The organism is Vibrio sp. R12-SW3-ISO1, from assembly GCF_059834005.1.
Genome location: NZ_JCBDGK010000040.1, coordinates 15,652 through 38,565 on the forward strand (window position 1 = coordinate 15,652; position 22,914 = coordinate 38,565).

The 22,914-nt window shown below is 48.5% G+C and carries 21 protein-coding genes and 1 pseudogene; 11 read left to right on the plus strand and 11 right to left on the minus strand.

Annotated features, from left to right (window positions below; translation table 11 throughout):
- Window positions 1–93 precede the first annotated feature (93 nt).
- The 5 genes from AC6R0R_RS10850 to AC6R0R_RS10870 all read left to right on the plus strand — a co-directional run bounded on the left by AC6R0R_RS10850 (window position 94) and on the right by AC6R0R_RS10870 (window position 6,024).
- Entirely contained in the window at window positions 94–1,128 is a 1,035-nt protein-coding gene (locus AC6R0R_RS10850) for a polyamine ABC transporter substrate-binding protein (protein WP_500626674.1), read from the plus strand.
- A gap of 58 nt (window positions 1,129–1,186) precedes the next feature.
- On the plus strand, window positions 1,187–3,544 hold the full coding sequence (locus AC6R0R_RS10855) for a putative bifunctional diguanylate cyclase/phosphodiesterase (RefSeq protein WP_500626675.1): 2,358 nt from the start codon (window positions 1,187–1,189) through the stop codon (window positions 3,542–3,544).
- Between the two features lie 142 nt (window positions 3,545–3,686).
- Complete coding sequence (locus AC6R0R_RS10860) at window positions 3,687–4,319, plus strand: esterase/lipase family protein (protein ID WP_500626676.1); 633 nt, start codon at window positions 3,687–3,689, stop codon at window positions 4,317–4,319.
- A gap of 160 nt (window positions 4,320–4,479) precedes the next feature.
- Window positions 4,480–4,989: a magnesium transporter gene (locus AC6R0R_RS10865; protein WP_334552032.1), complete on the plus strand. Its 510-nt coding sequence runs from the start codon at window positions 4,480–4,482 to the stop codon at window positions 4,987–4,989.
- A 3-nt stretch (window positions 4,990–4,992) separates the two neighbouring features.
- A complete protein-coding gene (locus AC6R0R_RS10870) occupies window positions 4,993–6,024 on the plus strand; it encodes an HlyD family secretion protein (protein WP_500626677.1) in 1,032 nt (343 codons plus the stop codon).
- 73 nt (window positions 6,025–6,097) lie between these two features.
- Here AC6R0R_RS10870 and AC6R0R_RS10875 read toward each other — a convergent pair whose 3' ends face one another.
- The gene (locus AC6R0R_RS10875; protein ID WP_334552034.1) at window positions 6,098–6,907 is read right to left on the minus strand and encodes a LysR family transcriptional regulator; all 810 of its coding nucleotides are present in this window, start codon (window positions 6,905–6,907) and stop codon (window positions 6,098–6,100) included.
- Between the two features lie 295 nt (window positions 6,908–7,202).
- On the opposite strand from AC6R0R_RS10875, the gene AC6R0R_RS10880 reads away from it, so the two are divergent.
- Window positions 7,203–7,796, plus strand: a complete 594-nt coding sequence (locus tag AC6R0R_RS10880) for a TetR/AcrR family transcriptional regulator (RefSeq protein WP_500626678.1) — start codon at window positions 7,203–7,205, stop codon at window positions 7,794–7,796.
- 91 nt (window positions 7,797–7,887) lie between these two features.
- Here the strand turns inward: AC6R0R_RS10880 and AC6R0R_RS10885 are convergent, their stop codons facing one another.
- From AC6R0R_RS10885 to AC6R0R_RS10895, 3 genes are all read right to left on the minus strand, one after another.
- A complete protein-coding gene (locus tag AC6R0R_RS10885) occupies window positions 7,888–8,571 on the minus strand; it encodes a glutathione S-transferase family protein (RefSeq protein WP_500626679.1) in 684 nt (227 codons plus the stop codon).
- Window positions 8,572–8,635: 64 nt separating this feature from the next.
- The gene (locus AC6R0R_RS10890) at window positions 8,636–9,175 is read right to left on the minus strand and encodes a hypothetical protein (protein WP_500626680.1); all 540 of its coding nucleotides are present in this window, start codon (window positions 9,173–9,175) and stop codon (window positions 8,636–8,638) included.
- Between the two features lie 112 nt (window positions 9,176–9,287).
- Window positions 9,288–11,264 (minus strand): alkyl sulfatase dimerization domain-containing protein, encoded by a 1,977-nt coding sequence (locus AC6R0R_RS10895; RefSeq protein WP_487902287.1) that lies wholly within the window; start codon window positions 11,262–11,264, stop codon window positions 9,288–9,290.
- Between the two features lie 157 nt (window positions 11,265–11,421).
- Between AC6R0R_RS10895 and AC6R0R_RS10900 the strand changes: the two genes are divergently transcribed.
- Complete coding sequence (locus tag AC6R0R_RS10900; protein WP_500626681.1) at window positions 11,422–12,366, plus strand: LysR family transcriptional regulator; 945 nt, start codon at window positions 11,422–11,424, stop codon at window positions 12,364–12,366.
- Here AC6R0R_RS10900 and AC6R0R_RS10905 read toward each other — a convergent pair.
- A complete protein-coding gene (locus AC6R0R_RS10905) occupies window positions 12,359–13,042 on the minus strand; it encodes a hypothetical protein (protein ID WP_500626682.1) in 684 nt (227 codons plus the stop codon). The two genes, AC6R0R_RS10900 and AC6R0R_RS10905, sit on opposite strands and share 8 nt — an antisense overlap.
- 227 nt (window positions 13,043–13,269) lie before the next feature.
- Window positions 13,270–13,548, minus strand: coding sequence for a peptidylprolyl isomerase PpiC (ppiC, locus tag AC6R0R_RS10910; RefSeq protein ID WP_334552043.1), 279 nt, complete (start codon window positions 13,546–13,548; stop codon window positions 13,270–13,272).
- 206 nt (window positions 13,549–13,754) lie between these two features.
- On the opposite strand from ppiC, the gene AC6R0R_RS10915 reads away from it, so the two are divergent.
- Both AC6R0R_RS10915 and AC6R0R_RS10920 read left to right on the plus strand, forming a co-directional pair.
- Window positions 13,755–14,690 carry a chemotaxis protein gene (locus AC6R0R_RS10915; protein WP_500626683.1) on the plus strand — a complete coding sequence of 312 codons (936 nt, stop codon included), beginning with the start codon at window positions 13,755–13,757 and terminating at the stop codon, window positions 14,688–14,690.
- Window positions 14,691–14,891: 201 nt separating this feature from the next.
- Complete coding sequence (locus AC6R0R_RS10920; RefSeq protein WP_500626684.1) at window positions 14,892–15,908, plus strand: GGDEF domain-containing protein; 1,017 nt, start codon at window positions 14,892–14,894, stop codon at window positions 15,906–15,908.
- A gap of 148 nt (window positions 15,909–16,056) precedes the next feature.
- Here the strand turns inward: AC6R0R_RS10920 and AC6R0R_RS10925 are convergent, their stop codons facing one another.
- Window positions 16,057–16,989 (minus strand): exopolyphosphatase, encoded by a 933-nt coding sequence (locus tag AC6R0R_RS10925; RefSeq protein ID WP_334552046.1) that lies wholly within the window; start codon window positions 16,987–16,989, stop codon window positions 16,057–16,059.
- Window positions 16,990–17,187: 198 nt separating this feature from the next.
- Between AC6R0R_RS10925 and AC6R0R_RS10930 the strand changes: the two genes are divergently transcribed.
- Window positions 17,188–17,445, plus strand: coding sequence for a putative hemolysin (locus AC6R0R_RS10930; RefSeq protein WP_500626685.1), 258 nt, complete (start codon window positions 17,188–17,190; stop codon window positions 17,443–17,445).
- A gap of 45 nt (window positions 17,446–17,490) precedes the next feature.
- Here the strand turns inward: AC6R0R_RS10930 and AC6R0R_RS10935 are convergent.
- Both AC6R0R_RS10935 and AC6R0R_RS10940 read right to left on the minus strand, forming a co-directional pair.
- Window positions 17,491–17,676 (minus strand): annotated as a pseudogene (locus AC6R0R_RS10935) (phosphonate utilization transcriptional regulator PhnR); the annotation flags it as partial.
- Between the two features lie 103 nt (window positions 17,677–17,779).
- Complete coding sequence (locus tag AC6R0R_RS10940; RefSeq protein WP_500626686.1) at window positions 17,780–18,652, minus strand: YdcF family protein; 873 nt, start codon at window positions 18,650–18,652, stop codon at window positions 17,780–17,782.
- 220 nt (window positions 18,653–18,872) lie between these two features.
- On the opposite strand from AC6R0R_RS10940, the gene AC6R0R_RS10945 reads away from it, so the two are divergent.
- The gene (locus AC6R0R_RS10945; protein ID WP_500626687.1) at window positions 18,873–20,240 is read left to right on the plus strand and encodes an L-serine ammonia-lyase; all 1,368 of its coding nucleotides are present in this window, start codon (window positions 18,873–18,875) and stop codon (window positions 20,238–20,240) included.
- A gap of 33 nt (window positions 20,241–20,273) precedes the next feature.
- On the opposite strand, the gene yjjG is transcribed toward AC6R0R_RS10945, so the two are convergent.
- Window positions 20,274–20,948 carry a pyrimidine 5'-nucleotidase gene (gene yjjG, locus AC6R0R_RS10950; RefSeq protein WP_500626688.1) on the minus strand — a complete coding sequence of 225 codons (675 nt, stop codon included), beginning with the start codon at window positions 20,946–20,948 and terminating at the stop codon, window positions 20,274–20,276.
- A gap of 333 nt (window positions 20,949–21,281) precedes the next feature.
- Window positions 21,282–22,850, minus strand: coding sequence for an ATP-binding cassette domain-containing protein (locus AC6R0R_RS10955; protein WP_500626689.1), 1,569 nt, complete (start codon window positions 22,848–22,850; stop codon window positions 21,282–21,284).
- Between the last annotated feature and the right edge of the window lie 64 nt (window positions 22,851–22,914).

The window sequence follows — 22,914 nt, forward strand, 5'->3', positions numbered from 1 at the left end:
ACTTTCGGGCTCTGCCTACCGTCACTTATGCGAGTCATGTCTTATAATTTAGTTGATGACTCACCTAGACCCTACGATTGAGTGACGCTGCCGATGAAAAAACACGTACTGATCTCTTACTCCACACTCCTTACTGCCCTGCTCTCGCCACTCTCTCTAGCGGAAACCGTGCATTTCTACAATTGGGGAGGCTACATCGATGAGGAGGTACTGGCCGAGTTTGAGCAAAAATCCGGCCACCGAATTCAACAAGACTATTTTGAAACCGAAGCGATCCGTGATGAAGTGATCAATAGTGGCCGATCTGCCGGTTTTGATGTGATCATCATGGACAGTTGGAGTTTGCACATCATGGCGGACAAGGGATTGTTCCACAATGTCGCCGCTTTGAATGAGGAGTTGGGTGACGCCTTTTTCCCACAAACGGCCAAAGCATGCGGAGACTTCGGTATCCCTTATGCTTGGGGTACGATGGGCCTGCTCTATCGCGCCTCCGTGTCTAACACCCCCATAAACTCTTGGAAGCAATTGTTCTCACCGCCGCCCGAGCATCAAGGAAGCGTGGTGATGTACACCGATGTGATCGACGGTACCGCCAGTGCATTGTTAGCGCTCGAGTACTCTCCGTGGACGTCTGACATCGGGCAACTCAAAGAGGCCTATTCGCTACTACTAGCCCAAAAGCCTCACGTGATTGAATACGCCTACAGTGATTCCTATGCGCTAAGGACATTGACCGACTCCAAAATGACCTTGGGCCTTGGCTATGCTGGCGATGAATATTCTATGGCGGAATCCACTGAGCAAGAGGATTGGCAGTACGTGGTACCGCAAGAAGGAACCATCATATGGGTAGAATGCTTGGCTTTTCCTACCGCCAAACCATTGAATAATGTCGCTCTTGATTTTGTACGCTATCTCAATAAACCGGACATTGCCGCTCGTAATGCACAAAGTATCTGGATAGCGACGCCCAATCAGCACGCCTTTGAACTAGCAGAAACAGAGTATCAACAAGATGAAACCCTGTTTCCTCAAGAGTCAGTCTTAGAGCGTAGTTACCTTTATGAACCGGTTGATGCCGATGGTCAACGTATCCGACTAAAAATGATGCAGTCTCTTTACTAACCGAGGATTTGCCATCAATGAGAAAACCACTTAGCGCAAGATTTTTCCGAGGCTCACGATGCGACTAGTGAAACGTGTCGATTTCACACTATTGCCTTTCATCATCCTAGTGTTTTCTCTGGGGGGCTACTTTGTCTACGACTTAGTCAAAAATCGCACTTATGAGCTTTACCAAGTTATCATAGAACGGGACTTAAAATCCTTGGACAAAGAGGTCGGCCTCGAGATACGCACCTACGAATCTCTGCAGTCTGAAGTGATCAATAGCTCAGAATTCATCCGATTTACCAACGAGCATGACCCACACTATCAAGCTTTTTCACTCAATGCGGCACTCTTTAACTTATTGGAAAGAAAACTGGCGGATAGCCCAATAACCAGCCTGCATGTGCTCGACTATAACGGCAATATTATGGTTGAATACGTCGATAACGCCGACCCATTTCGCGAGCCTACTCTCCCGACATTACCCAACGATTTTATACATAACGCCATCATTGAGCTCAAAGCACACAATCAATTTTCAAAAATAGCTATCGTCTATCAAAATAGAACTAGCGATTACCTGTTCGCCTTTGGGCAGTCTTTCTCCAATCGTCTACTCCCTTATGACAAAATCTCCAATCTGAGCAAAGACTATCTGATCGCATTTACCGTGGCGAAATTGGACTCTTTTTCCCATTTCCAGCAGCTGTTCAGTCAGGTTCTCGACGATACCATTCCGTTTACCCTAGAAGCGACACCGAAACGCAAGGTGTTGCCGTCCTCAAATGTCGATGTAATAAGGGATGACGGCGATATCAGCGCCGAGCTCACATCCGACTATTTTCGTTACTCCGCCACCATACCCGAAGAGACGATTCTCAACTCATTCTCGGCGCAGACGAGCTTAATCGTCAGCGTAGTCATCTCGATCTCTTTTGTCTGCTTTCTGTTTTTGCGTTGGCTTATCTTTATTCAAGTGGTTCGCCCTATCAATGAACTTGCGGCCAAAGTGATCGCGACCCACGATCTCGCCTCCACCAAACTGGAAAAACTCGATAGCGAAGACGAAGTTTCAGAGCTAAACAACGCGTATCTTCACCTGTTAGAAGAAGTGCAGCATCTCGCGTCATTCGATACCTTAACGGGTCTTGCCAACCGACGCTGCTTTGAGCATTGGCTGGAATCTCACGTCAAAGCGCCGCACCAAATCAATGATAAAACCGCGCTACTGTTTATCGACCTCGACAACTTTAAAAACGTCAATGACCAATTTGGTCACGCGACGGGAGATGCCTTGCTGCGTGAGTTCGGCACTCAGCTCAAACAAGTGATTCGCGCCTCAGACACTAGCTTGCCCGTGCATGAAGCCAATACGGCTCGACTGGCCGGTGATGAGTTTGCCGTCGTGTTGGCGGATATCGACAGCCTAGACAGCGCCATTTCTGTCGCGAAGCGGATTCTGCGCATCTTTGATGACGGCATTATCGTTGATGAAGTGAGCCATGAAGTCAAAGCCAGTATCGGTATCGCGCTGATGCCCGATCATGGCAGCGATGCCAACAGTCTATTGCGCCATGCGGATGCCGCAATGTATCAAGCCAAAGCCAACGGCCGAAACCGCTATGAAGTCTTCAATCAGACCATCGCGCAGAAGATCACCAAGCGGGATCTGATCGAAGCGGAACTCAAACAGGCACTTGCGTCCAATCAGCTTGAACTGGTGTACATGCCCACCTACGATCTTCGCAATGAGGCGATTATTGGCTATGAAACGCTGTTGCGCTGCTCATCTTTGCAATCACAAGGTATTGGACCCGATGAGTTTATCCCCATTTCAGAAGCGTCTGGGCTCATTAAGCAAATTGACATGTGGGTGCTAGAGAATGCCTTGCACCGTTACAAAGATCTGACTCTAAAAGGCTTTAACGGTTACGTGTCAGTCAACATCTCTGCAGTGGAGCTAAAAAACGACTATTTCGTACTGTTTGTCCATCAATGCCTGGAACGCTACGCCATTGATGCCAGCCAGTTACATTTGGAGATCACTGAAACCCGCTTGGTCGATCCTGATGACGCCGCCATCGAGACACTGCGGCAGTTGCGCGATCTCGGCGTTTACTTAGTGCTGGATGATTTTGGCACCGGTTACACTGCCTTCAATCAGTTGCTGCTTTACCCAGTGCAAGCGATCAAAATTGACCGCAGCTTTGTCAGCCACATGGACGAACATGGTCACAAATCCTTGGTCGATACCTTCCTCGCCATTGGCAAAATTTATCAGCTCGATGTGGTGGCAGAAGGCGTTGAAACCGATGAGCAGATGGCGTTCTTGCGCGCCCATGGCTGCCACTACGGGCAAGGGTACTATTTATCCAAACCCATCAGTGAAGACGCCTTTATCGATATGACCATCAAGCAAACCACTCGCTAATTAATCACTCAACACACATTCATTGCCGCTCACTCTTGTCTCTGACGGCCGGGCGCGTCATCATAGTCCTTGGCCATCATTTTGTTTTCCGCCCACTTTTTACTCTTCATTTTATTTCGCGGATTTCTCTTGGGAGGCAGTTGTGAACATCGTGATATTACATGGACTCTATATGCATGGCCTGGCAATGCTGCCACTCAGTCAGCGGTTACGAGACCTTGGCTATGACACAAAGACGGTCAGCTACAACAGTGTGGCAATCAATGAGCAAGTTGTGTTTTCTGACATTAGTTCAGCGCTCAGCCGCCATCAACCCAATGTATTGGTCGGTCACAGCTTAGGAGGATTGATTGTCAAACACTACCTAGAATCGACCCAACCGAGCACAGATGAGATCTCACACGTTGTCGCCATTGGCTCGCCGCTTCAAGGCGCCTCTATCGCAACGCGAATACAGAAGCTCGGTATCGGCGCCATTTTAGGCAACGCACCTGAATTTGGGCTCACTCAACATGAGGAGAGTGTCTGGCGAGTACCACAAAAACTAGGCAGCATCGCCGGTACCTTGCCCGTTGGCGCACGCCCCCTGTTGATGATGGACAATAGCGTCGCCTCCGATGGTACGGTGACGCTCGAAGAGACCAAAATCGATGGTATGACTGATCATATTGCCAAAGATTACAGTCACACCAGTTTAATATTCAGCCGCTTTGTGACCCAGCAAATCGATCATTTCATTCGCCATGACCATTTTGACCATACTGCTGTGCGCTAAAACATAACCAATAGAGATGTATTTCATAAATATCGCTGTGTATGTGAGGTGAAAACAATGTGTTATTCTGTGATATAGATTCAGAATATCCGTTATTCCGAATCGCACATAAGATTCTTGTATTATCGCTGATGGAATAATTACCAAGGCAATATAGCTCATGAATCCATCAAAAAGCGAAGCATCCAATCAAGGAGCGGGTGCAAAATTCATTAGGATCGTCAAGTACATAGCTTTGTTCATTATCAAAGCTGTGGTCGCCATTTCCGTCCTTGTTGGCTCCTCGCTTGCTCTCTCAAAGCTGGGTCGCATTCACGGTAAATCACTCCCTGAAGAGTACTTTTCTGGCGGTTATCCCACCATTTTGCGCCTGTTAGATTCTGAAATCTTCATGGGCTTCGTTTTCTTTGTTACCGTCGCGTTGATCGTCTATGTCGCCTACCTACTTTGGCAACTTCACGAAGTCGCGGTTCACAAAGCGGCGGAGATGTCGAGCGCGCACACTCAAATCGTTTTTGCATTGTCTCTTTGTGGCCTGTTCATCGACAAAACATGGTGGGTTCTTGCCATCATCATCGCATTCGCTCGTTGGGACGTGTTAGCCAACGAAATCTCTAACATTATTCGCAATGGCCGCAAGCCTGAAAGCCAAGCACGCGTCGAGGACTAATCCATGAAAGAAATTATGCTACCTTACGTTCTGATCTGTTGGATCTTGGTGAAGGCGGGTGTGGTGCAATGGACACTACGCAACGCAGCTATCATGATCGGGACAGGCTTTTTCATCGCGATAGCGCTGTTTACCGCTCACCGCTTTTGGTCGCCTGCGGACCTGACTGACAGTACCACAGTTAAAGCGCCGCACGCGGTACTTAGCCCACTGCTTGGTCAAGAGATCGATCAAGTGTATGTCACGCACAACCAACACGTGAAAAAAGGCGACTTGATTTACACGCTGAGAACAGAAGATACCGTGTCTCAAATGAAAAGCCTAAACGCGCAAAAATCAGCGGCGGAAGCGGAAATTCTCGCACTGGTGCGCCAGATGGACAACGATCGTAAAACGCTCGACCGTCTCAATAAACTGAAAGATTTTGCTAACGAAGCGCAGCGAGACGACACCCGTACTCGCATTGAGACCACGGAAGCGAAGATCGCCTCGGTGAATGCACAAATCCTTAATATTGAAGCACAGATCGCCACCGCTGATTGGCAAAACGATCGCCGTGAAATCCGCGCGCCGTTTGATGGTCAGCTAGGCATCACCAACATCGTTCAAGGTACACGCATTGGCAACATGCACCTGTACGATACTAGCAAAAAGTTTGTTGAAATGCGTATCGCCGATCAAACATACAGCGGCATCGAAATTGGTCAGTTTGCTGAGTTTTACGTCGATGCTTACCCAGGTGAAATCTTCCGTGGCCGCGTACACAGCATCACAACCGGTACCGGTGAAGCGCAAGTGTCTGTCTTCAACGGCTCACAACATGTTCGTCAGCACGTCGGTAACAATATGGGCTCACACGGCCGTACCGTTGTCATCGAATTTGTAGAACCAGAAGGTTACAACATCCCAATCGGTGCAACCGGTTCAGGTTGGGTATCGGCGAAAAAGCCGCACCAGATGCTCGGTTTCATGGACATCATTGGTGGTGCAACCGTACGTTTGAAAGCATACAAAGCTTACCTCTCTGCTTTGTAATGATTTCTTGACGTAAAAAAGCGCGCTGTGAATCACAGCGCGCTTTTTTATTGCTTTCTATTTGATTGCCACGTTACTGCTGCCAGTTCAACGCTTGATTAAGAATGATGGGCTCAATGATGTTCATCAACCATTTGGTTTTAGCCGAATTGCGACGTGATGATTTGGTGATCAACGCCGCTTCCAACGTCACTTTGGCGTGGCCGTCATCAGGTCTTACAGGTCGATAACGAACCGTGTAGCAGCGATCCATCAATTGATTCATTAAATCATAGTTGTCGACAAAAATGCTCGCTTCGATGCTTGGGTCAAGGCGCTGAAAGTAGTTGTGGTAGTCATTGATGCCAGAGACCAAAAACTTGACGTATTCGCCAGCGACATTGCCTGAAAATTCGCCCGTCACACTCTGAATACGCTTTTGATAGAACACTTGGGGTTTGTCATTGAGCATGTGCAGACCAATATCGACTTCGCCTTCTTCGATCATAGATTCGCTGAGTTTATTCCAAACGCGTAATTCGATGATGGCGTCGGTTTGTTCTCGAATCGCCATAATGATCTCTTTGCCCGCTTGCACCACATAAGGCTCCACCATGTGGATGACCACTTTCTGCACGTTTTTGGGATCAAACTCTTCTGGGTTGAGTGCCTGCTTAACTTGCGCAAAGGCGTTGCGCAATTTGGGCTCAATGCTCATCGCATAGGAAGTGGGTGTTAGGCCGTCTGCACTGCGAATAAACAGAGGGTCATCGAGGTCTTCACGCAGCTGCGCCAACACTTTCGACACATAGGATTGAGAACGTCCAAGTTTACGCGCCGCCGATTGGGTGGAATGTGTCTGCATCAACACGAGAAAAACTTGGAGTGAGTTGTAGTCTCTCATTAAAAATGACCCATCTGGTTTTAACTGTAACGAAAGATAAACAGTATCCTAGCCTATGTCTAGTGTGCGCTTCGCATTATCGCCACATGTTTCTGTTGTTTATCAGCAAGTTGAAGAAAGTTATAAACAAATTGTAGCTCATATATGACTAACCTAACACAAACCGCCTGATTGATTCAGTAAACCAAGGAAAGATTCTGCACGGCGACATGGCGCATAATCACTCAAGTTGAACGATCGTTACTCCCTTCGCTATACTAAAGCAAACTCGCATTCCTCAACATCAAGGATCCCTATGCCAAGCCGAGCCAAATTCAATCGTGATGATGTCATTGACAAAGCCAAAGACCTCTATTGGGAAAAGGGTTATCACGGCACCTCCATGCGTGCGCTGCAAGAAGCCATTGATATGCGCCCGGGGAGCATCTACGCCACATTTGGCAGCAAAGACAAGCTCTTTAGCGAAGCGTTGCACCGCTATGCAGAGTTGGGTCGTGAACGGCTGCAGCGCTGTGTTGCGCAAAGCGATACTCCTCTTGCGGGGCTAAAACAATTTGTGCGCGCCCTAATCATTGATAGCCGAGACAGCGCGCCAAGCGCGATGTGTATGATCGTAAAATCTGTCGCTGAATTGACCGAGTCCGATAATCCTGAGCTGCTCGCTGAAGCGAAAACGCTGCTTCGACGGGTAGAAAGTGCGATTGAGCAGGTGCTCATTGACGCCAAAGCGCAAGGTGAACTGAGCGAGGCGCAAGATCCAGCGGAACTGGCTCGCTATCTACAAGTGCAAATCATTGGCCTGCGCACTTACGCGCGCGCCTGTGACGACCGCTTGTTGATAGAACACATGATTGACGCGGTATTTAGCCAGTCACCGATACGAACGTAAGCCACCATTGACCCAAAACTAAAAAACACGTGCTCCAAACTAAAAAACACGGCGCTCGATGCCGTGTTTTTCATTACACGCCTAAAGCGAATTAGTCCTCTTTAGGAAAGTTGGACGGAAATAGCGCTCGGCGCGCCACATCGTCCACCTCAGTTTTAAACTCACACGCTTTTGCCATCGCGCGTGCCTTCTCTACCGCCGGTCTGGCATTGATCGCGTTGAACCAGTGCTTCAGATTCGGGTATGCATCCAAGGCAGCGTCGTCACCTAACACAATCGACGCTTTATCAATCCAACCCCACGCCGCCATATCAACGATGGTGTAGCTATCGCCGACAATGAACTCACGCCCCTCAAGGTGTGAATCCAACACTTGATAATGACGCTGCGCTTCGCGGTGATAACGGTTTGCCGCGTAGTCGTTGCCTGCTGGTGCGGCGCGTTTAAAGTGCACCGACTGACCCGAGAACGGACCAAGACCAGAGGCGATAAACATCAGCCAAGAGAGCAGTTCCGCGCGATCGTTCGCTTCACCGCCAAATTGACCGGTTTTCTCCGACAGATAGAGCAAAATCGCGTTGGAATCAAACACACGTTGGCCATCGTCTTGCAACGCTGGGGTCTTGCCATTGGGGTTAATGAGACGAAACTCTGGAGTGTGTTGTTCGCCTTTGAGGGTATCAACGGGCGCCAGTTCAAAATCTAGCCCCGCTTCTTGCAGAAATAGCGCCACCTTCATCGGGTTTGGCGTGTGGTGAAAATAGAATGTCAGCATGACTCGCTCTCCTTGTTTGAACACTTATTCAAGCACAATAAGAACGATCGTTCAACTTAATCCATCAATTTGTTTTTTGACCCTTAAAGAGAGCAGTAAACCAATCATCTAACTGCTTCACCTCTGCCGGCTGTCCATTGATGACGACCCAACCCTGGGATTTGGCTTGCGGCCAATCGATCACGCCTGTTGCTAACGCATCCAGCACATCCAGCTCGGTCACCAACAAAAGGTCATCTTCGCTTGGTAGCGTATCACGGCCTTTCATTGACACTTTTTCGCCCAACACGACCTCACTGTAGTGGCCTTTGACCGCTTCAAAGAGGGAGAATGGGATTGGTGTGTCCGCCGATTTCGATAACGCTTGAGTAAACGCAAACAGGTAAAACTGCTCCGGTTTCGCTTGATTGGCGAACTGGTTGGATTGGCGTGCGGTGATCACCTTATCAAACACTCCAAGCGAGCCTGGCTCTGAGACAAAGTTAAACCCCGCCGCTTGGTGCAAACCGCACGCCAGTAGCGTCGGTGACAGCATCAATAACACCAGACTAAAACCGCGTTTTGCGAGCGTGGTGCAGTAAAGCGTGAACGTCTTGGTACGCATAAGATTCCTCATTAAACCATTACTCTATTAACAAAAAGGGACCGTGAAGGTCCCTTTGTCGTCAATGATGTCCTTGAGTAGAGTGATGAATGAACTCTACGTTATGTACGACTTAGCGAACAATCAGCATCAAGTCTTGCGGCGCTGTTGGCTTATCAAAGTAGCTCATGAACTGACCAAAGCCTTGAATATCACCCGCTGCGAAGGCAAATTTACCAGCTTGCAGATTTTTACCAATCGCTTGTTGTGCATTTGGTCCCGCAAGAAGAATCTCATTCAATACAGCACGAGTGGTATCAATCTGCACGTCCGCGTTATCAAGCGCTGTAGTGTGCAACTGAGCAATACCGTTGCGGATTTCGATGGTGAACGCTTCGTTGGTATCGCTAAAGCGGTACGTCATCGCCATGTTCACATCAAGCGTGTTTTCCGCAATCAGTGTCGCCGTCATCATGTCAAAGATTTGCTTGCTTGGTAGCGCCGTCAATACGTCAACGGATGCAAAGCTGATCATGTTAGAGAAGTCGCGTGTACCCTCAAGTTCAGCCGCCGCGTTTAGCGCCCAGTTACGCCAGTTGATGTTGACCTGCTCAGCAGCCCACGCTTTGTAAGCGGTCGCTTTGAGTTCACGCGCACCCATGTCGTCTTTGTTGACGGTGATTGGGTAAGACAAAATTTCTGCTGCGAAGGTGTGGTTACCTGCATCGATAGCCGCTTGCGCTGTGTGCATGATGTTGTCTCGGCCACCCATGATTTCAACAAACGCTTTCGCGCGTTGCTCGTACGCCATTGGCTCTAGCTGCCACGGGTCACCTTCGAAGAAGCCGTTGTAACCCACGTAAATCTGACGAACTGAGTGTGCAACGGTACCGTAGTGTTCACCAAGCCAAGGGTGTCCAGCCAAGTGTGCTGGCAATTTCACTGCTTCAACAAGCTCATCAGGTGTTAGACCTTTGTTCATGTTGCGGATGGTTTGGTCGTGCACGTATTGAATCGCATCGCGGTAAGCCGTCAAGACATTCGATACCGCTTCTTTGCCTTCTACAGGACGACCGTGAGAGTTAATCATGACTTCAGTGTCGAACTGACGCATGATGTCGATGCCTTTGAACCATACCGATGGGTCACGGAATTTGGTACCACGAATCGTATGCAGGTTAGGGAAGTTTTCACCTTGCAATACTTCTGCTGCGTGCAGTACTTTTTGCTCTGGTAGGTAAACGACCAGCTCATCCGCCGTTTCAGATGGTACGTGAACGATTTCAAGCTTCACGCCCGCAATCGTGATGTCTAGACGATCTTTAAACTCAAGGTTTGGCTCGATGAATGAGATGTCGCCTTGCATAAAGCGTGGACCTAGGCCGTCATTAACAGTACCGAACTCACCTTCAGGAACGTGTTTTGCGCCAGTGTAAGATGTGCGGTGACCAAACAGTGGACCTAGGTTTGATGACCAGTTTGCCACTGCCGCAGTCAAGGTTTCTTGTGCGATGATTTTTACTTCGCCAGACGCCACTTGCTCGTCGGTTACCCAAGCGCGAACGCCGGCAATATGGTCAATGTGGTTGTGTGTGTAGATGATCGCTTTCACTGGCTTATCTGTGATAGCTTCAAATTGCTCTTTCACTGATTGTGCCATTTGTACCGATTCGCCTGGATCGATCACGATGATGCCGTCATCACCTTCAATCATCACTGGTGTATCAAGACCAAAGCCGTAACCTAGGTAGATGTTGTGATCCACTTGGATAATGGCTTGGTCCATTTTCAGGCCGTGCTTAGTTAGGCTTGGGTGAACATGGTCAGACTCTTGGGTAAACGCCAGAGATTCACCGGTTTTTGACAACACTTGAATACGCTCACCTGGCCCCCAGAACATGTTCGACTCGTGTTCAAAAAGTACATCGCTGCTGTAGCGAGCCAGTAAGTCAATATTTTGGTATTGAGCCGCTTGAGAAGTGCGAAGCTCACTACCAACCGTTGACGTTGCTTCAACGGTAGGCGTGTTAGATTCCGTCGCACAGCCCGTTGCGAAGAGCGCACTTGCGATAGCCAGTGGGAGCGCGAGTTTTTTCAGTGTCATTGCCATTTTCACGACCTTAATCTTGTGAGGAAACATTTAATCTTTCGCAGTGATTGTATGACTTGATACCCATCGCAAACACAGAGCAATACGATTTCAACCCATCGTAATTACGATATATAATTAGAACTAGAATCCGTGCATGCGATAGGTGAGAGAACTCATGAAAAACAACGACATCCCTAATTTCAACCTGCTTGCTGTGTTCGCCACTGTGATAGAGCATGGCTCACTGAGCCGAGCAGCGGATCATTTAAGCACTAACCAATCTACTATCAGTACGGCGATTGCAAGACTTAAACAAGAACTCGGCCAAGAGCTGTTTATCCGTCAAGGTCGAGGGGTGGTGCCGACTACTTATGCGTTAAGCCTCTACGAGCAAGTACGAGACCCCATCCAGCAACTCGGTGGGGTGTTTAATGCGCTCGAACAGTTTAATCCACGCACCTCACAGCGTAAATTTGTCTTGGCCGCGCCAGAGCACTTGCAGTGGGTTTTGCTTGATGGTTTCTCTAAGTTGAGCGACACACAAGTGACCCTTGAGATCTACGATCAACCGGATAATGACGATAAGAGTTATGAAGGGTTAGTGACGCAAAAGTTTGATGCGATGATCGACATCTTAGTTTCTGAGTCACCCAGTATTGAAAGCGCCCACCTTTTCGATGGGCGCTTTGTGATTGTTTGCCGCGAGCAGCATCCGCGAATTCAAGGCTGCATGACTCAAGAACAATATTTTGGAGAGAGCCACGCCGTCTTAGAGCGCACGCGTAATCAAACCTACAGCTTAGGCCACTACACCAACATCGACATTTCTCGACGCAAGGTGGTCTATCACGGTCGCTCGTTGTTTAACAATATGATGCTGTGCAGCCAGTCAGACATCATCACCATCGTCCCGCTGTCGGTCGCTTTGCAGTTTAAAGCGCGTTTGCAACTGCAAGTGATCAACCCGCCCTTCTCCCACACTCAGATGTCGAACTATCTGATATGGAATAAGAAACACAGTAAAGATCCGGCGCATCAATGGTTTCGCCAACAAGTAATGCAAAGCTTAGACAACACCAAGCAGCTGATTAACCCGAATATGGGCTCGGGCGTTATTTAAACTCGTAGGTGTAAGACGCGCCGAGTTTGTTAGTTTTACCAAAATCATCGTCTGCGATGATGCCGAAGATATTAAACGACTGCGCTTCAGAGATTTTATAGCTCGCGCCCGCACCGCCCCAATAGCCCGAGTAACTGTCCGAACCTCGTGATGCACCGCCAAACGTCATCATCGACCATTTCTGAGTCAACGGCTTGAGGGCAAACGCACCGATGTAGCCACCATGGCTCGAAGCTGGCATTAAGACATAGTCGTTCTCAATGTCGCTCTCATCACGCACGGCAAATTCACCGTCGTTGTAGCTATAACCCGCCATTGGGAATATCTGCCAGCCCATTGGTTCGATATCAAAATAGCTCAAAGGAACAAACGTGCCGATACTGTAGTTGTTTTTGTACGCATCATCATCAAATTCGGTACGGCTAAAGTTGAAGTTGAGAATACCCATCGGCAACAACCAAGAGCCCCCGAGGCGCCATTCATCGCCATCCGCGTTGATACGCCCATTGATCATGCGCGCATCATCAAGGCCAATCGAACCTGAGAACTTCAGCCCTTCACTGAAGGCAAAACCGGCTTTAGTGACAATTTTGGTCGGGTCTTCATGGTGCTTCTCTTGAGCAGAAAGCCCAGTTGAAAGAAGAACAGAAGCGAATAAAAACGAAAACTTGCGCATAAACATCTCATGTAAGTTGCTAGAACTGATAATGAGCAACTCAAAGTCCGTTTCATGCCAACACTCATTACAATATTTAGAAATTTAGACCATTTAGTCTAATTCTCATCTGAGCGTTAATGGGAATAACCGATATTCCAATCCCACTCAGACAACTTGTGTACAAAGCGCTCTAAAGTTCTCAGCTTACGGACAGCGGTGGTATGAAAATAGCGATTAGTAAAGTATTAGGTGCGGTATAGAACCTTTACCACATGCCAACCAAATTTGGTTTTCACTAGGTGCGGGACCAGTGTCTCACCCTGAAAACAGACTTTGTCAAACTGAGGCACCATCTGACCGCGGCGGAATTCACCGAGATCACCGCCGCGTTTGCCAGATGGACAGGTGGAGTACTTCTTTGCCAGCGTCTGGAATTTCGCGCCTTTTTTCAACTGTTTAATGATGTCTTCGGCTTGCTCTTTGTGCTTAACCAGAATGTGGAGTGCGGCGGCAGTGTTGGCCATAGTCCAAACCTCAATGTTAGGTAGATTTCAACGGAGCGTGATTGTAACCAAACAAAATGAGATCTTCACCCCATGTTTGAACCTTGAGTGTCATTAATGCTGCGAATGCCATTCAAGTAAGACTAAATTTGCCCGATATCATTGAACCTACCTCAAGATCCATTACCCTTTAATATAGATAGAGACCCAACGAGAGTATGAAGTAAATGGCGAAAACTCCGAGTAAAGCAAATCAGTCACAAGGCATGTTGATGTTCACGTTGACCAGCAACAAACAACTGTTTGCGATCGGCACACTGAAGGTACGCGAGATCGTCCCTTTTCAGCCAACCACTCAAATACCCCACTCGCATCATCATGTGATTGGCACTGTGACCATTCGCAACAAGACCATACCTGTGATTAATATGCCGGCCGCGATTGGCTTTCGTCCTATTCAGCCGGAGGAATACAACGATTGCTACCTGATCGTGACCGATTGTCTGCGTACTGTCGTGGCGTTTATGGTGCGCTCGATTGAAAAAATTATCGAATGTGACTGGAAGGCAATCGAATCGGCACCCAAAAGTGCCGGCAACAATGTGTTTGTCACGGGGATCACACGCTATCAAGACAAAATTGTGCAGATGTTGGATGTTGAGCTGCTGCTCGCCAAGATTTACCCGCAGTACGAATCAACCAAAATTCCTATGCTCACAGACATTGAGCGCGAGCGCCTGAAAGCGCTCAATATTTTGTTGGTGGATGACTCTTCCATTGCACGTAAGCAACTGGGGGATGCGCTCGACAGCATAAATATCCCTTACAAGATTTGTAACAATGGACTTGATGCATTGCAGTTGATGCGTGAAGAGGCCGCGCGCGGCAAACCAATTGAACTCTTGGTGAGCGACATTGAAATGCCGGGCCTAGATGGCTACGAACTGGCGTTTGAAACTCAAAGCGAACAGCAGCTTAGCCGAGTGTATATCATTTTACATACCTCTTTATCGAGCGAAATTTGTGTCGACAGAGCGCATCAAGTCGGCGCCCATGAAGCGTTAGAGAAGTTCAATGCCGCAGACCTGATTAAGGCGATGCTGCGCGGGGCGGCCAAACTGGAAGAAGGAAACGTGCGCAACGCCGATGCGGTTAGCATTTAGGCGCGGCCGGCATCTAGGCAAAGTGATGATTTAAGCGCCAAGCGCTCAATTCGGCTGATATTTTTACACGATATACATCACGCATTTGCATGAATGGCCTAAATAAAAACTCGTTAATTTTAATAAATTTAGGCATCATTCATTAATATCCACTAATCTTATTTTAAGACTCCTGTTACGGCTAAGAATTATACAACAACGATGACAGACGAAGATTTCAAAAAGTCGACGGCGAATTTGAAAAAAGCGGTGCCCCTGATGATGAAACATCATGTTGCGGCCACGCCCTCAAACTATGCGCTTTGGTACACTTATGTAGATAATGCAATTCCCAGATTGAATCGTGAACTCGATGCCGTGCTAGAAAACTATGGCATCTGCCCACCCGCTACCTGCGAGCAACTCTACAAAACCCATGTGGCAGGCCAAGTCGAAACCGATATGAGCAACCTGCGAGCCAATATCGAAATATTGGTCAATGAGGTAGCGAGCTCAGTCAGCGATACGCTCACCGACACCTCTCAGTTTTCGCAAATGATAGACAAAAGCTTTGAGAGCTTAGAGCGAGTCGATGGTAACTCGATGACCATCGACGAAGTGATGAAAGTGGTGCGCCAATTGGTGTCGGACTCCCATGAAATTCGTCATTCAACCCGTTTTTTAAACAGCCAACTTGAGACAGCGACCGCTGAAATCAATTTGCTCAAAGCGCAACTGGCCGAAGTGCAGCAAGACGCCCTGTTTGACTCGCTCACGAGCCTCTACAATCGCCGCGCTTTTGACAATGACCTTCGTACCCTTATTCGCTCGGAGCAGAGTATGTGCCTAATTCTGGCCGATATTGACCATTTTAAAGGCTATAACGACACCTACGGCCACTTGTTTGGTGACACGGTCATCAAAGGCATCGCAAAGCGCATCCAATTAAGCTGCCGCGAAGGAATCCATGCCTATCGCTTTGGCGGTGAAGAGTTCGCCTTGATCGTACCCAATAAGTCACTGAGGATCGCCAGACAGTTCGCCGATAGCCTACGCCGCGCGGTAGAAAAGCTCTCTATCCGTGACAAGCGCTCTAACAAACCGGTGGGCAACATTACCATGTCACTCGGCGTTGCAGAGTTTGAAGTGGGTGAAAGTGCTGAATCGTTAATTGGCCGAGCCGACAGCCTGCTCTACGAAGCCAAACAGCTCGGACGCAACCGTGTGATGCCGCTTTAAGCGCTGGATGATGAGCAAGTGTGCACCTTGTCCTGAACACTGTTCATCTTTTTAGCAACGGATTCTCGATAACACGCACGCCTAATGACAAGCCCCGCTCAACTGAGCGGGGCTTGTATCATTTATCTATTGTGATCAACGTTTTAGCCTAACCGTCTGCAGTGATCGCCGCGATCAGTGCTTGTTCGACTTGGTCGGCTTTGTCGTTATCGATTTGGCAAGTCCCGGCCGCTTTATGACCACCACCGCCGTACTTCAGCATCAACTCACCAACGTTGGTTTTAGAGCTGCGATCAAATATGGATTTTCCCGTCGCGAAGACGGTGTTTTGTTTTTTGAATCCCCACATCTTGTGAATCGAGATGTTGCATTGTGGGAATAGCGCATAAATCATAAAGCGGTTGCCCGCATAGATGGTCTCTTCATTGGTGAGGTCAAGCAGCACTAAGTTGTCGTACACCGTGGCGCAGCGCATGATCTGCTCTTTGAACAGGGCTTCGTGCTCGCGATACAAATCAATACGCTCTTTGACATCTGGCAGTGCCAGAATGTCTTCGATAGTGTGATTTTTACAGTATTCGATAAGATCCATCATCAGGTTGTAATTGGAAATACGAAACTCGCGGAAACGACCTAAGCCCGTGCGGGCATCCATGAGGAAGTTGAGCAAGTTCCATCCGGTCGAATCTAACACCTCATCTCGATTGAATTGAGCGGAATCACCCTTATCGACGGCTTCCATCATATCTGTCCAGTGTGATGGGAAGACCGCCTCCCCACCGTAGTAATCCCAAACCACACGCGCGGCAGAAGGCGCATTAGGGTCAATAATGTGATTGGGGCGCTCGCCCGCGTTGCGAATCGTCTCGGACAAGTGGTGGTCAAAAATCAAATGAGCGTCTGCCACATAGGGCAAGTTCGTCACAATATCGTTTGGAGTTATGTCAACAAGACCATCTTGCATGTCTTTAGGGTGTACGAACTTGATATCATCAATCAAATTAAGCTGCTTCAATAACACCGCGCATACTAGACCATCAAAATCACTGCGAGTAACAAGTCGATATGTTTGTTCGGACATCTTGGTTTCCTTTGCCTACTGTCTAAATGGGAAGACCTTCCCTGCTGCTTCTTAAACTTTAGTACCAACAGAGCAAGGTTGAAAACCGTTAACTCAATAAAATTTGGAGTAAAACATACTTTTGGCAAAGTTAAGACACGTTTCTTTAGGTAATCTTCTATACTCGATATTCATCTAATTGAAATTTGGAGATATTACATGAGAAATGCCGCTTTGCTTTTGACATTGCTTGGCGCCGCTGTGCTCACCGGTTGCGCCAATGAACCCGACGAATATGAAGTGAAAGAGTACACATCCATCGCAAATCCAGCCGCTGTCTACTGTGTTCAGCAGCAAGGTGAACTAGATACCGTGAGCGAAAACGACAAACGCGTTACCTACTGTGTGTTGCCAGATGGCAGTCGACAAGAGCAATGGGAATACTATCGAGAGAGTCAGCAACAGCAAAGCCAGTAAACGCCTCCTTAGGAGAAGAGCGCTAGATTAGGCGCTCTTTTTATTTTAATAGGGCAAGCTAGACTCAATCGCAATCGCATCATGACGCCAATACTCGAGATCAGTGAAAACCGGCTCCCCTGCACTATTCAGATAAACCTTCTCTAACACCAACGCGGACGTACCAACCGTTGCGCGTAGGGCTTGAGCTATCTCACCATGCAACGCGCTCATACGAATGGCGTAGCTTTCTCTGCCTGCTGGACAATCGCCTGCTTAATGGTTGCGTACTGCACTTTCTCTCCCTTCTCCCTCTTCTCTCCCTCTTCCTCTCCCTCTTCGTTTCACTGTCAGTTTACGCGCCCTTGTCCGGGAAAGAAAGCTCGCTAAAGTCATGTGATTGTTCTGGATCCCAATGGCGATTGAGCGCTTTAAGGGACTTGTCAAAGCAATTTAACGCACCGTTAATCTTCAAAATAGAGGTCGCCTCTCTCGTGACGCGCAGCGTCTCCTCTAACTGAGATAACAGCGCCGCCCCAACTCTGTCTCGAGTCAACGATTGGAGCTGTTCGAGCACTTGATGCGCCTGATGCTCACAATATTGGCGCCTTGGAGATGGATGAAAATCAATCTTGCCTGCCACTACCCCTTCTAAGTAAACACGGTAGGTCGTCAACGCATCACAGAGCAAAAAACCGATCCCTTGTGTAGGGTATGGGTAAGGTGCCAAGACATGAGCGTCCGCTTGCGGGCAAATAGTGATGCTTAGTCCTTGCCGAGCACACTCTCGCGTCATCATGCCTAGCAGACCCTGCTCAGGGAGCCAGTGTTCAATCTCAAAAATACGCTTGAGGTGATAATCGGTGGAGACAAATAAAATGTTGAGAGGAGTACTTCCCCCTACTAAGCCACTTTTCACCAAGGTGTTCGCGGCATTGGCAACATTTTCGATGGTATTGGTGGATGTATCCTCAACCAAGAGCCGATCTTTTGGCAGGCTGGCCCAAAACGAATCGGGCGCACGCTGACCGAGTGCCTCGCACATCGCGCTTGCCTCTGAGACCGTTTGCCCTGACGTTCGACCGCCACAGAGAACCACGACACTCTGCGCAAGCTTTAGTCGTTCTGCCTGATGGATCAACGCATCGATTCTTGATTGCCCTTCGAGCGTCAACTGATTGTTGACCAAGCGTTTTCCCAACACAATGACGGCATGAGATATATTCATCAATCGTTAACTTCTCAACTTTTTATTCTAGATATTAATAATCTCTGTACAAAGTTTCGCTCAGTACGTAGCGTAAAGCAGACTATTCTAAAAGCAGCTAGAATAAGTAAAGATCAGTGATACTCGTACAGCTTACTCACGGCGCACCGCTGGAGAACCTGGTACAACGAGTACAACAATAAGAGAGCCTGAAACCACAGGTCAATAGGAAGTGATGAACATGCTGTCAATTTTCGACATATTTAAAATCGGCGTGGGCCCATCGAGCTCACACACCAACGGACCTATGCTCGCGGGGTATCAATTTACCCAAGCGTTAGACGAGCAGCTCAACCACACCTCTCGGGTGCAAGTGGACTTATATGGCTCACTCTCACTGACGGGTAAAGGCCACCACACGGATAAGGCCGTCATTCTCGGCTTACTGGGTAACCGCCCCGACACCATAAAAATGACCAGCGCCAAAGCCTTGTTGCAACAAGCGATGGACGAGCAGCAGCTATTACTTGCGGGTCGCCAAACCATCGCGTTTCAATACCAAGGAGATATTCTGTTCCACGATGACAGCCTGCCTTTGCATGAAAATGGCATGACCATCTCTGCTTTCGATGAAACGGGCGCCATACTGCTTAAAGAGACTTACTACTCGATAGGCGGTGGCTTTATCGCAACGGAAGATGAACTGACCAACGGCAGCAAAATAACCCCCGTTACCGTGCCGTTTCCTTTTAAGAGCGCCGATCAAATGCTCCAGATGGCGGAGCAACATGGATTGAGCCTTGGTGGAATGGTGCTGCAAAATGAATTGTGCTTCTTCTCTGGCCAAGAGATTGACGAAAAAGCCGAGCAAATTTGGAAAGTGATGACACTGTGCATGCAACGAGGCTTTGATACCGAAGGCATCCTTGAAGGTGGCCTGAACGTAACGAGACGCGCGCCAAACTTGCTTAAAAAGCTGGAAGCCAACGCCGCCGTGGAAAATGACCCAATGGAAATCATGGATTGGATCAACTTGTTTGCCTTCGCTGTCAGTGAAGAAAACGCCGCCGGTGGCCAAGTGGTGACATCGCCAACTAACGGCGCAGCAGGCGTCATTCCCGCCGTACTCATGTACTACCACCGTTTTATCAAGGAATTAAACCTCAAACAGATCAAAGACTTCTTGGCCGTGTCCGGCGCTATCGGCATTTTGTATAAAACCAATGCGTCCATTTCAGGTGCAGAAGTGGGCTGCCAAGGTGAAGTCGGCGTATCGTCGTCCATGGCGGCGGCGGGCTTAACCGCGCTTCGAGGAGGCAGCAATGAACAGATTTGCATTGCGGCCGAAATCGCGATGGAACACTCCTTGGGTATGACCTGCGACCCGATTGGCGGTTTGGTGCAAGTCCCATGTATCGAGCGCAACGCCATGGGCGCAATGAAGGCCATTAACGCCTCTAGAATGGCGCTCAAACGAACCAGCAAATGCCTGATTTCTCTGGATAAGGTGATTGCGACCATGTATCAAACCGGCAAAGACATGAATCGTAAATATCGCGAAACCTCACTCGGTGGTTTGGCTGTGATTCACATGGCGCCGTGTGAATAACCCTAAGGCAGAGTCACCACTCTGAACGCCCTATTACGCCAACAGTATCGCTTTGAGATCAAACAGAGACTCTACGGTATAGTTTGGCGTAATGCCTTCTACGTTTGGCAAACGATGTGTGTTGAGCCAACAAGTCTCAATACCAAAATTGATTCCGCCCAAGATGTCTGAATGGGGGTTATCGCCCACCATAAGGACTTTACTTTTACACGGCTGCGCCATTTTTTCATGGGCGTGCGCAAAGATCGCCAGATCAGGTTTGGCTACACCGACTTCTTCCGAGATGATCACGTGTTCAAAGTATTCACTCATGCCAGTGCGCTCAAGGCGAATCGCTTGCAACTCGGTAAAACCGTTGGTGATGATGCCAAGCTTTGCGCGCCCATTCAGCGCTTCCATCAGCTCTTTTGCGCCGGGAAGTAATGTGCAGATATCTGCCATCGCTTCAAGAAACGCACGGTTAAGCTCTGCGGTAGTGGTGTTCAGTTTTTGCGCCCACTCAACAAATCGTGTGTGTTTCAGCTCATCAGCGTTAATTTGCCCCTCTTGGTACTTGACCCAAAGCGGCTTATTGATGGCTTGGTAGTGGTCATAATCCTGCTCGGTAAACACCACACCCTTGCGCGAAAACATCAACTGCATGCCTTTGAAGGCATCAAAATGGAACAGGGTGTCATCGGCATCAAACAAGATCCAATCGTATTTCATTCTTCTCTCCTCACTCGTTGGCCGCTAGTGTAGATTGTTTTGGCATAAATGCAGCAGCTAAATTGACTTCTATGACTTAGCTCAATACCCCGCCCTTCAGTGTGGTGAACACTCGAACTATCCTTTTATAAAAATGAGCAGCTAGTATGAAACACTTTCTCCCATCCAGTGTTATGCTTACTCCGTTTGTTGTTAAATACTATGAACCACAAGAAGAGGAGGATCAAAACCTTGCCCCTCTGGAGAACACAAACCAAGAAGAACGAAAAGAGGAAAGCGCCTAACGCTCATCCCTCTCTATGTTAAGTTGATGCAGCTCTCTGACTTGGCGCACTACTCACCAATCTGCCATTCAACCCCTGCGTCCGAAGCAAAATCGTCATCGTGAGTCACCAATAAAAATCCCCCGGGATACTCATTGAGTGCACGCGATAAGTCTTGTTTCGAGTCGAGATCAAGATGGTTATCTGGTTCATCAAGCAGAAGAAAGGGCTGATCGAGTTGGTGACTGACAATTAACATCGCCAGCTTCATTTTCTCGCCGCCGCTTAATACATCCGCCAATCGAAAGACACTATCACGCCGAAAGCCGACACCAGCCAACAGAGTGCGCGCCTTCATTTCCGTCATACCCTGGCACTGTGTTAATAGGTTATCAAGCATAGAGCGATCGTCTTTTAACGCCGCAAAGTGCTGGTCTAGATAATAGAATTCAGTATTGATTCTAAGCTGCCCTTCACGCAGTGCGTACTCACCGAGTAGGGTTTTGAGCAAGGTTGATTTGCCGCTGCCATTGTCGCCAACTAGCCGTACCTTATCGTTGGCGGTTAAGCGCAGTGTCATCGGCTCTGAGCGACCATACACTAAGACGCCATTTTCCATCATCACGACCGATTTATCGCGAACCTTTCTCTCGGTGAGATAAAATGTCTGCGCTCGGTTTTCCTCATACCTTGAAGTTAGCGCTTGCTGCGTCTCATTGAGATAGGTTTGTCGCTGCTGCTCATTTTTATTACGGTTTGAGGCACGAGCCGTCGCTTTGTCCTTTTTACCATCGAGCAAAATCTTAGGCTGACTGCCATTGCGGCGAAGTCGGTTGCCTTGTGCGGCTCTTTGCTCCGCTTTCTCCCGGTTACGTTGCGCCTCCTCCTTGAGCTGTTTTTGCTGCTTTTTGAGATGGGATAATTGCCGCTCAACCGCACTTTGTTCAACGCGTTGCTGCTCGGCATAGTGATCGTAATTACCACCATAGATATTCATCCCTAGGCTCGATAACGCCCAAATTTCCTCCATCTCCCGCAATAGCGATCGGTCATGACTGATGACTAACACCGCCCCTGAATACTGCCTGATTTGCTCTATTAGCCATCGCTTCGCCTTGATATCGAGGTGATTTGAGGGCTCATCGAGGATCACTAACTCCGCTTGTAATTCAAAAAGTTGCCAAAGCTGAAGACGAGCCAATTGACCACCACTAAGCTGGGCACATAGCATCTGTGGCTTAGGTGGCAAGCCCAATAGAACCAGTTGCTCAGATAGGCGCTGTGGCAAGTCCCACTCCTCACCGACTTGTTCAAACCACTGCGTGTCGCACTCGCCATTTTCAATCCGCTCAAGCGCCTCGAAAATGGCGTGCTTACCCAAAAATTGGGCAATGGTAAGCTCCCCGCTCACTAGCCCGCCCGCGTGTTGGCGATAGATTGCTGTCTTTTGTGGAGACATCACATGGCCAGAGGTAGGCGCTACCTCACCTAACAGAATTGAGGCTAACATGGATTTTCCGACCCCATTACGCCCGACAAGACCAACGCGGGATTTGGTCATCGAAAAAGTTAAAGAATCAAACAGTCGCTCACCATTGTCAAATTGGTAACTTACTGAACTTGCTTGTAAAAATGGCATAACAATGCCTCCTGTTGTAACAGGGGCCTTCGCCGCAGCAATAGATAACCGAATGTGTGCAATA

Excerpts from the sequence above, each read along its gene's own strand:
- ppiC (WP_334552043.1), bottom strand. The coding sequence starts at position 13,548 with ATGGCCAACACTGCCGCCGCACTCCACATTCTGGTTAAGCACAAAGAG.
- AC6R0R_RS10955 (WP_500626689.1), bottom strand. The coding sequence starts at position 22,850 with ATGCCATTTTTACAAGCAAGTTCAGTAAGTTACCAATTTGACAATGGT.
- AC6R0R_RS10945 (WP_500626687.1), top strand. The coding sequence starts at position 18,873 with ATGCTGTCAATTTTCGACATATTTAAAATCGGCGTGGGCCCATCGAGC.
- AC6R0R_RS10925 (WP_334552046.1), bottom strand. The coding sequence starts at position 16,989 with ATGTCCGAACAAACATATCGACTTGTTACTCGCAGTGATTTTGATGGT.
- AC6R0R_RS10900 (WP_500626681.1), top strand. The coding sequence starts at position 11,422 with ATGAAAAACAACGACATCCCTAATTTCAACCTGCTTGCTGTGTTCGCC.
- AC6R0R_RS10875 (WP_334552034.1), bottom strand. The coding sequence starts at position 6,907 with ATGAGAGACTACAACTCACTCCAAGTTTTTCTCGTGTTGATGCAGACA.
- AC6R0R_RS10895 (WP_487902287.1), bottom strand. The coding sequence starts at position 11,264 with ATGGCAATGACACTGAAAAAACTCGCGCTCCCACTGGCTATCGCAAGT.
- AC6R0R_RS10890 (WP_500626680.1), bottom strand. The coding sequence starts at position 9,175 with ATGCGTACCAAGACGTTCACGCTTTACTGCACCACGCTCGCAAAACGC.
- yjjG (WP_500626688.1), bottom strand. The coding sequence starts at position 20,948 with ATGAAATACGATTGGATCTTGTTTGATGCCGATGACACCCTGTTCCAT.
- AC6R0R_RS10855 (WP_500626675.1), top strand. The coding sequence starts at position 1,187 with ATGCGACTAGTGAAACGTGTCGATTTCACACTATTGCCTTTCATCATC.
- AC6R0R_RS10870 (WP_500626677.1), top strand. The coding sequence starts at position 4,993 with ATGAAAGAAATTATGCTACCTTACGTTCTGATCTGTTGGATCTTGGTG.
- AC6R0R_RS10880 (WP_500626678.1), top strand. The coding sequence starts at position 7,203 with ATGCCAAGCCGAGCCAAATTCAATCGTGATGATGTCATTGACAAAGCC.
- AC6R0R_RS10850 (WP_500626674.1), top strand. The coding sequence starts at position 94 with ATGAAAAAACACGTACTGATCTCTTACTCCACACTCCTTACTGCCCTG.
- AC6R0R_RS10885 (WP_500626679.1), bottom strand. The coding sequence starts at position 8,571 with ATGCTGACATTCTATTTTCACCACACGCCAAACCCGATGAAGGTGGCG.
- AC6R0R_RS10920 (WP_500626684.1), top strand. The coding sequence starts at position 14,892 with ATGACAGACGAAGATTTCAAAAAGTCGACGGCGAATTTGAAAAAAGCG.
- AC6R0R_RS10930 (WP_500626685.1), top strand. The coding sequence starts at position 17,188 with ATGAGAAATGCCGCTTTGCTTTTGACATTGCTTGGCGCCGCTGTGCTC.
- AC6R0R_RS10905 (WP_500626682.1), bottom strand. The coding sequence starts at position 13,042 with ATGCGCAAGTTTTCGTTTTTATTCGCTTCTGTTCTTCTTTCAACTGGG.
- AC6R0R_RS10865 (WP_334552032.1), top strand. The coding sequence starts at position 4,480 with ATGAATCCATCAAAAAGCGAAGCATCCAATCAAGGAGCGGGTGCAAAA.
- AC6R0R_RS10940 (WP_500626686.1), bottom strand. The coding sequence starts at position 18,652 with ATGAATATATCTCATGCCGTCATTGTGTTGGGAAAACGCTTGGTCAAC.
- AC6R0R_RS10915 (WP_500626683.1), top strand. The coding sequence starts at position 13,755 with ATGGCGAAAACTCCGAGTAAAGCAAATCAGTCACAAGGCATGTTGATG.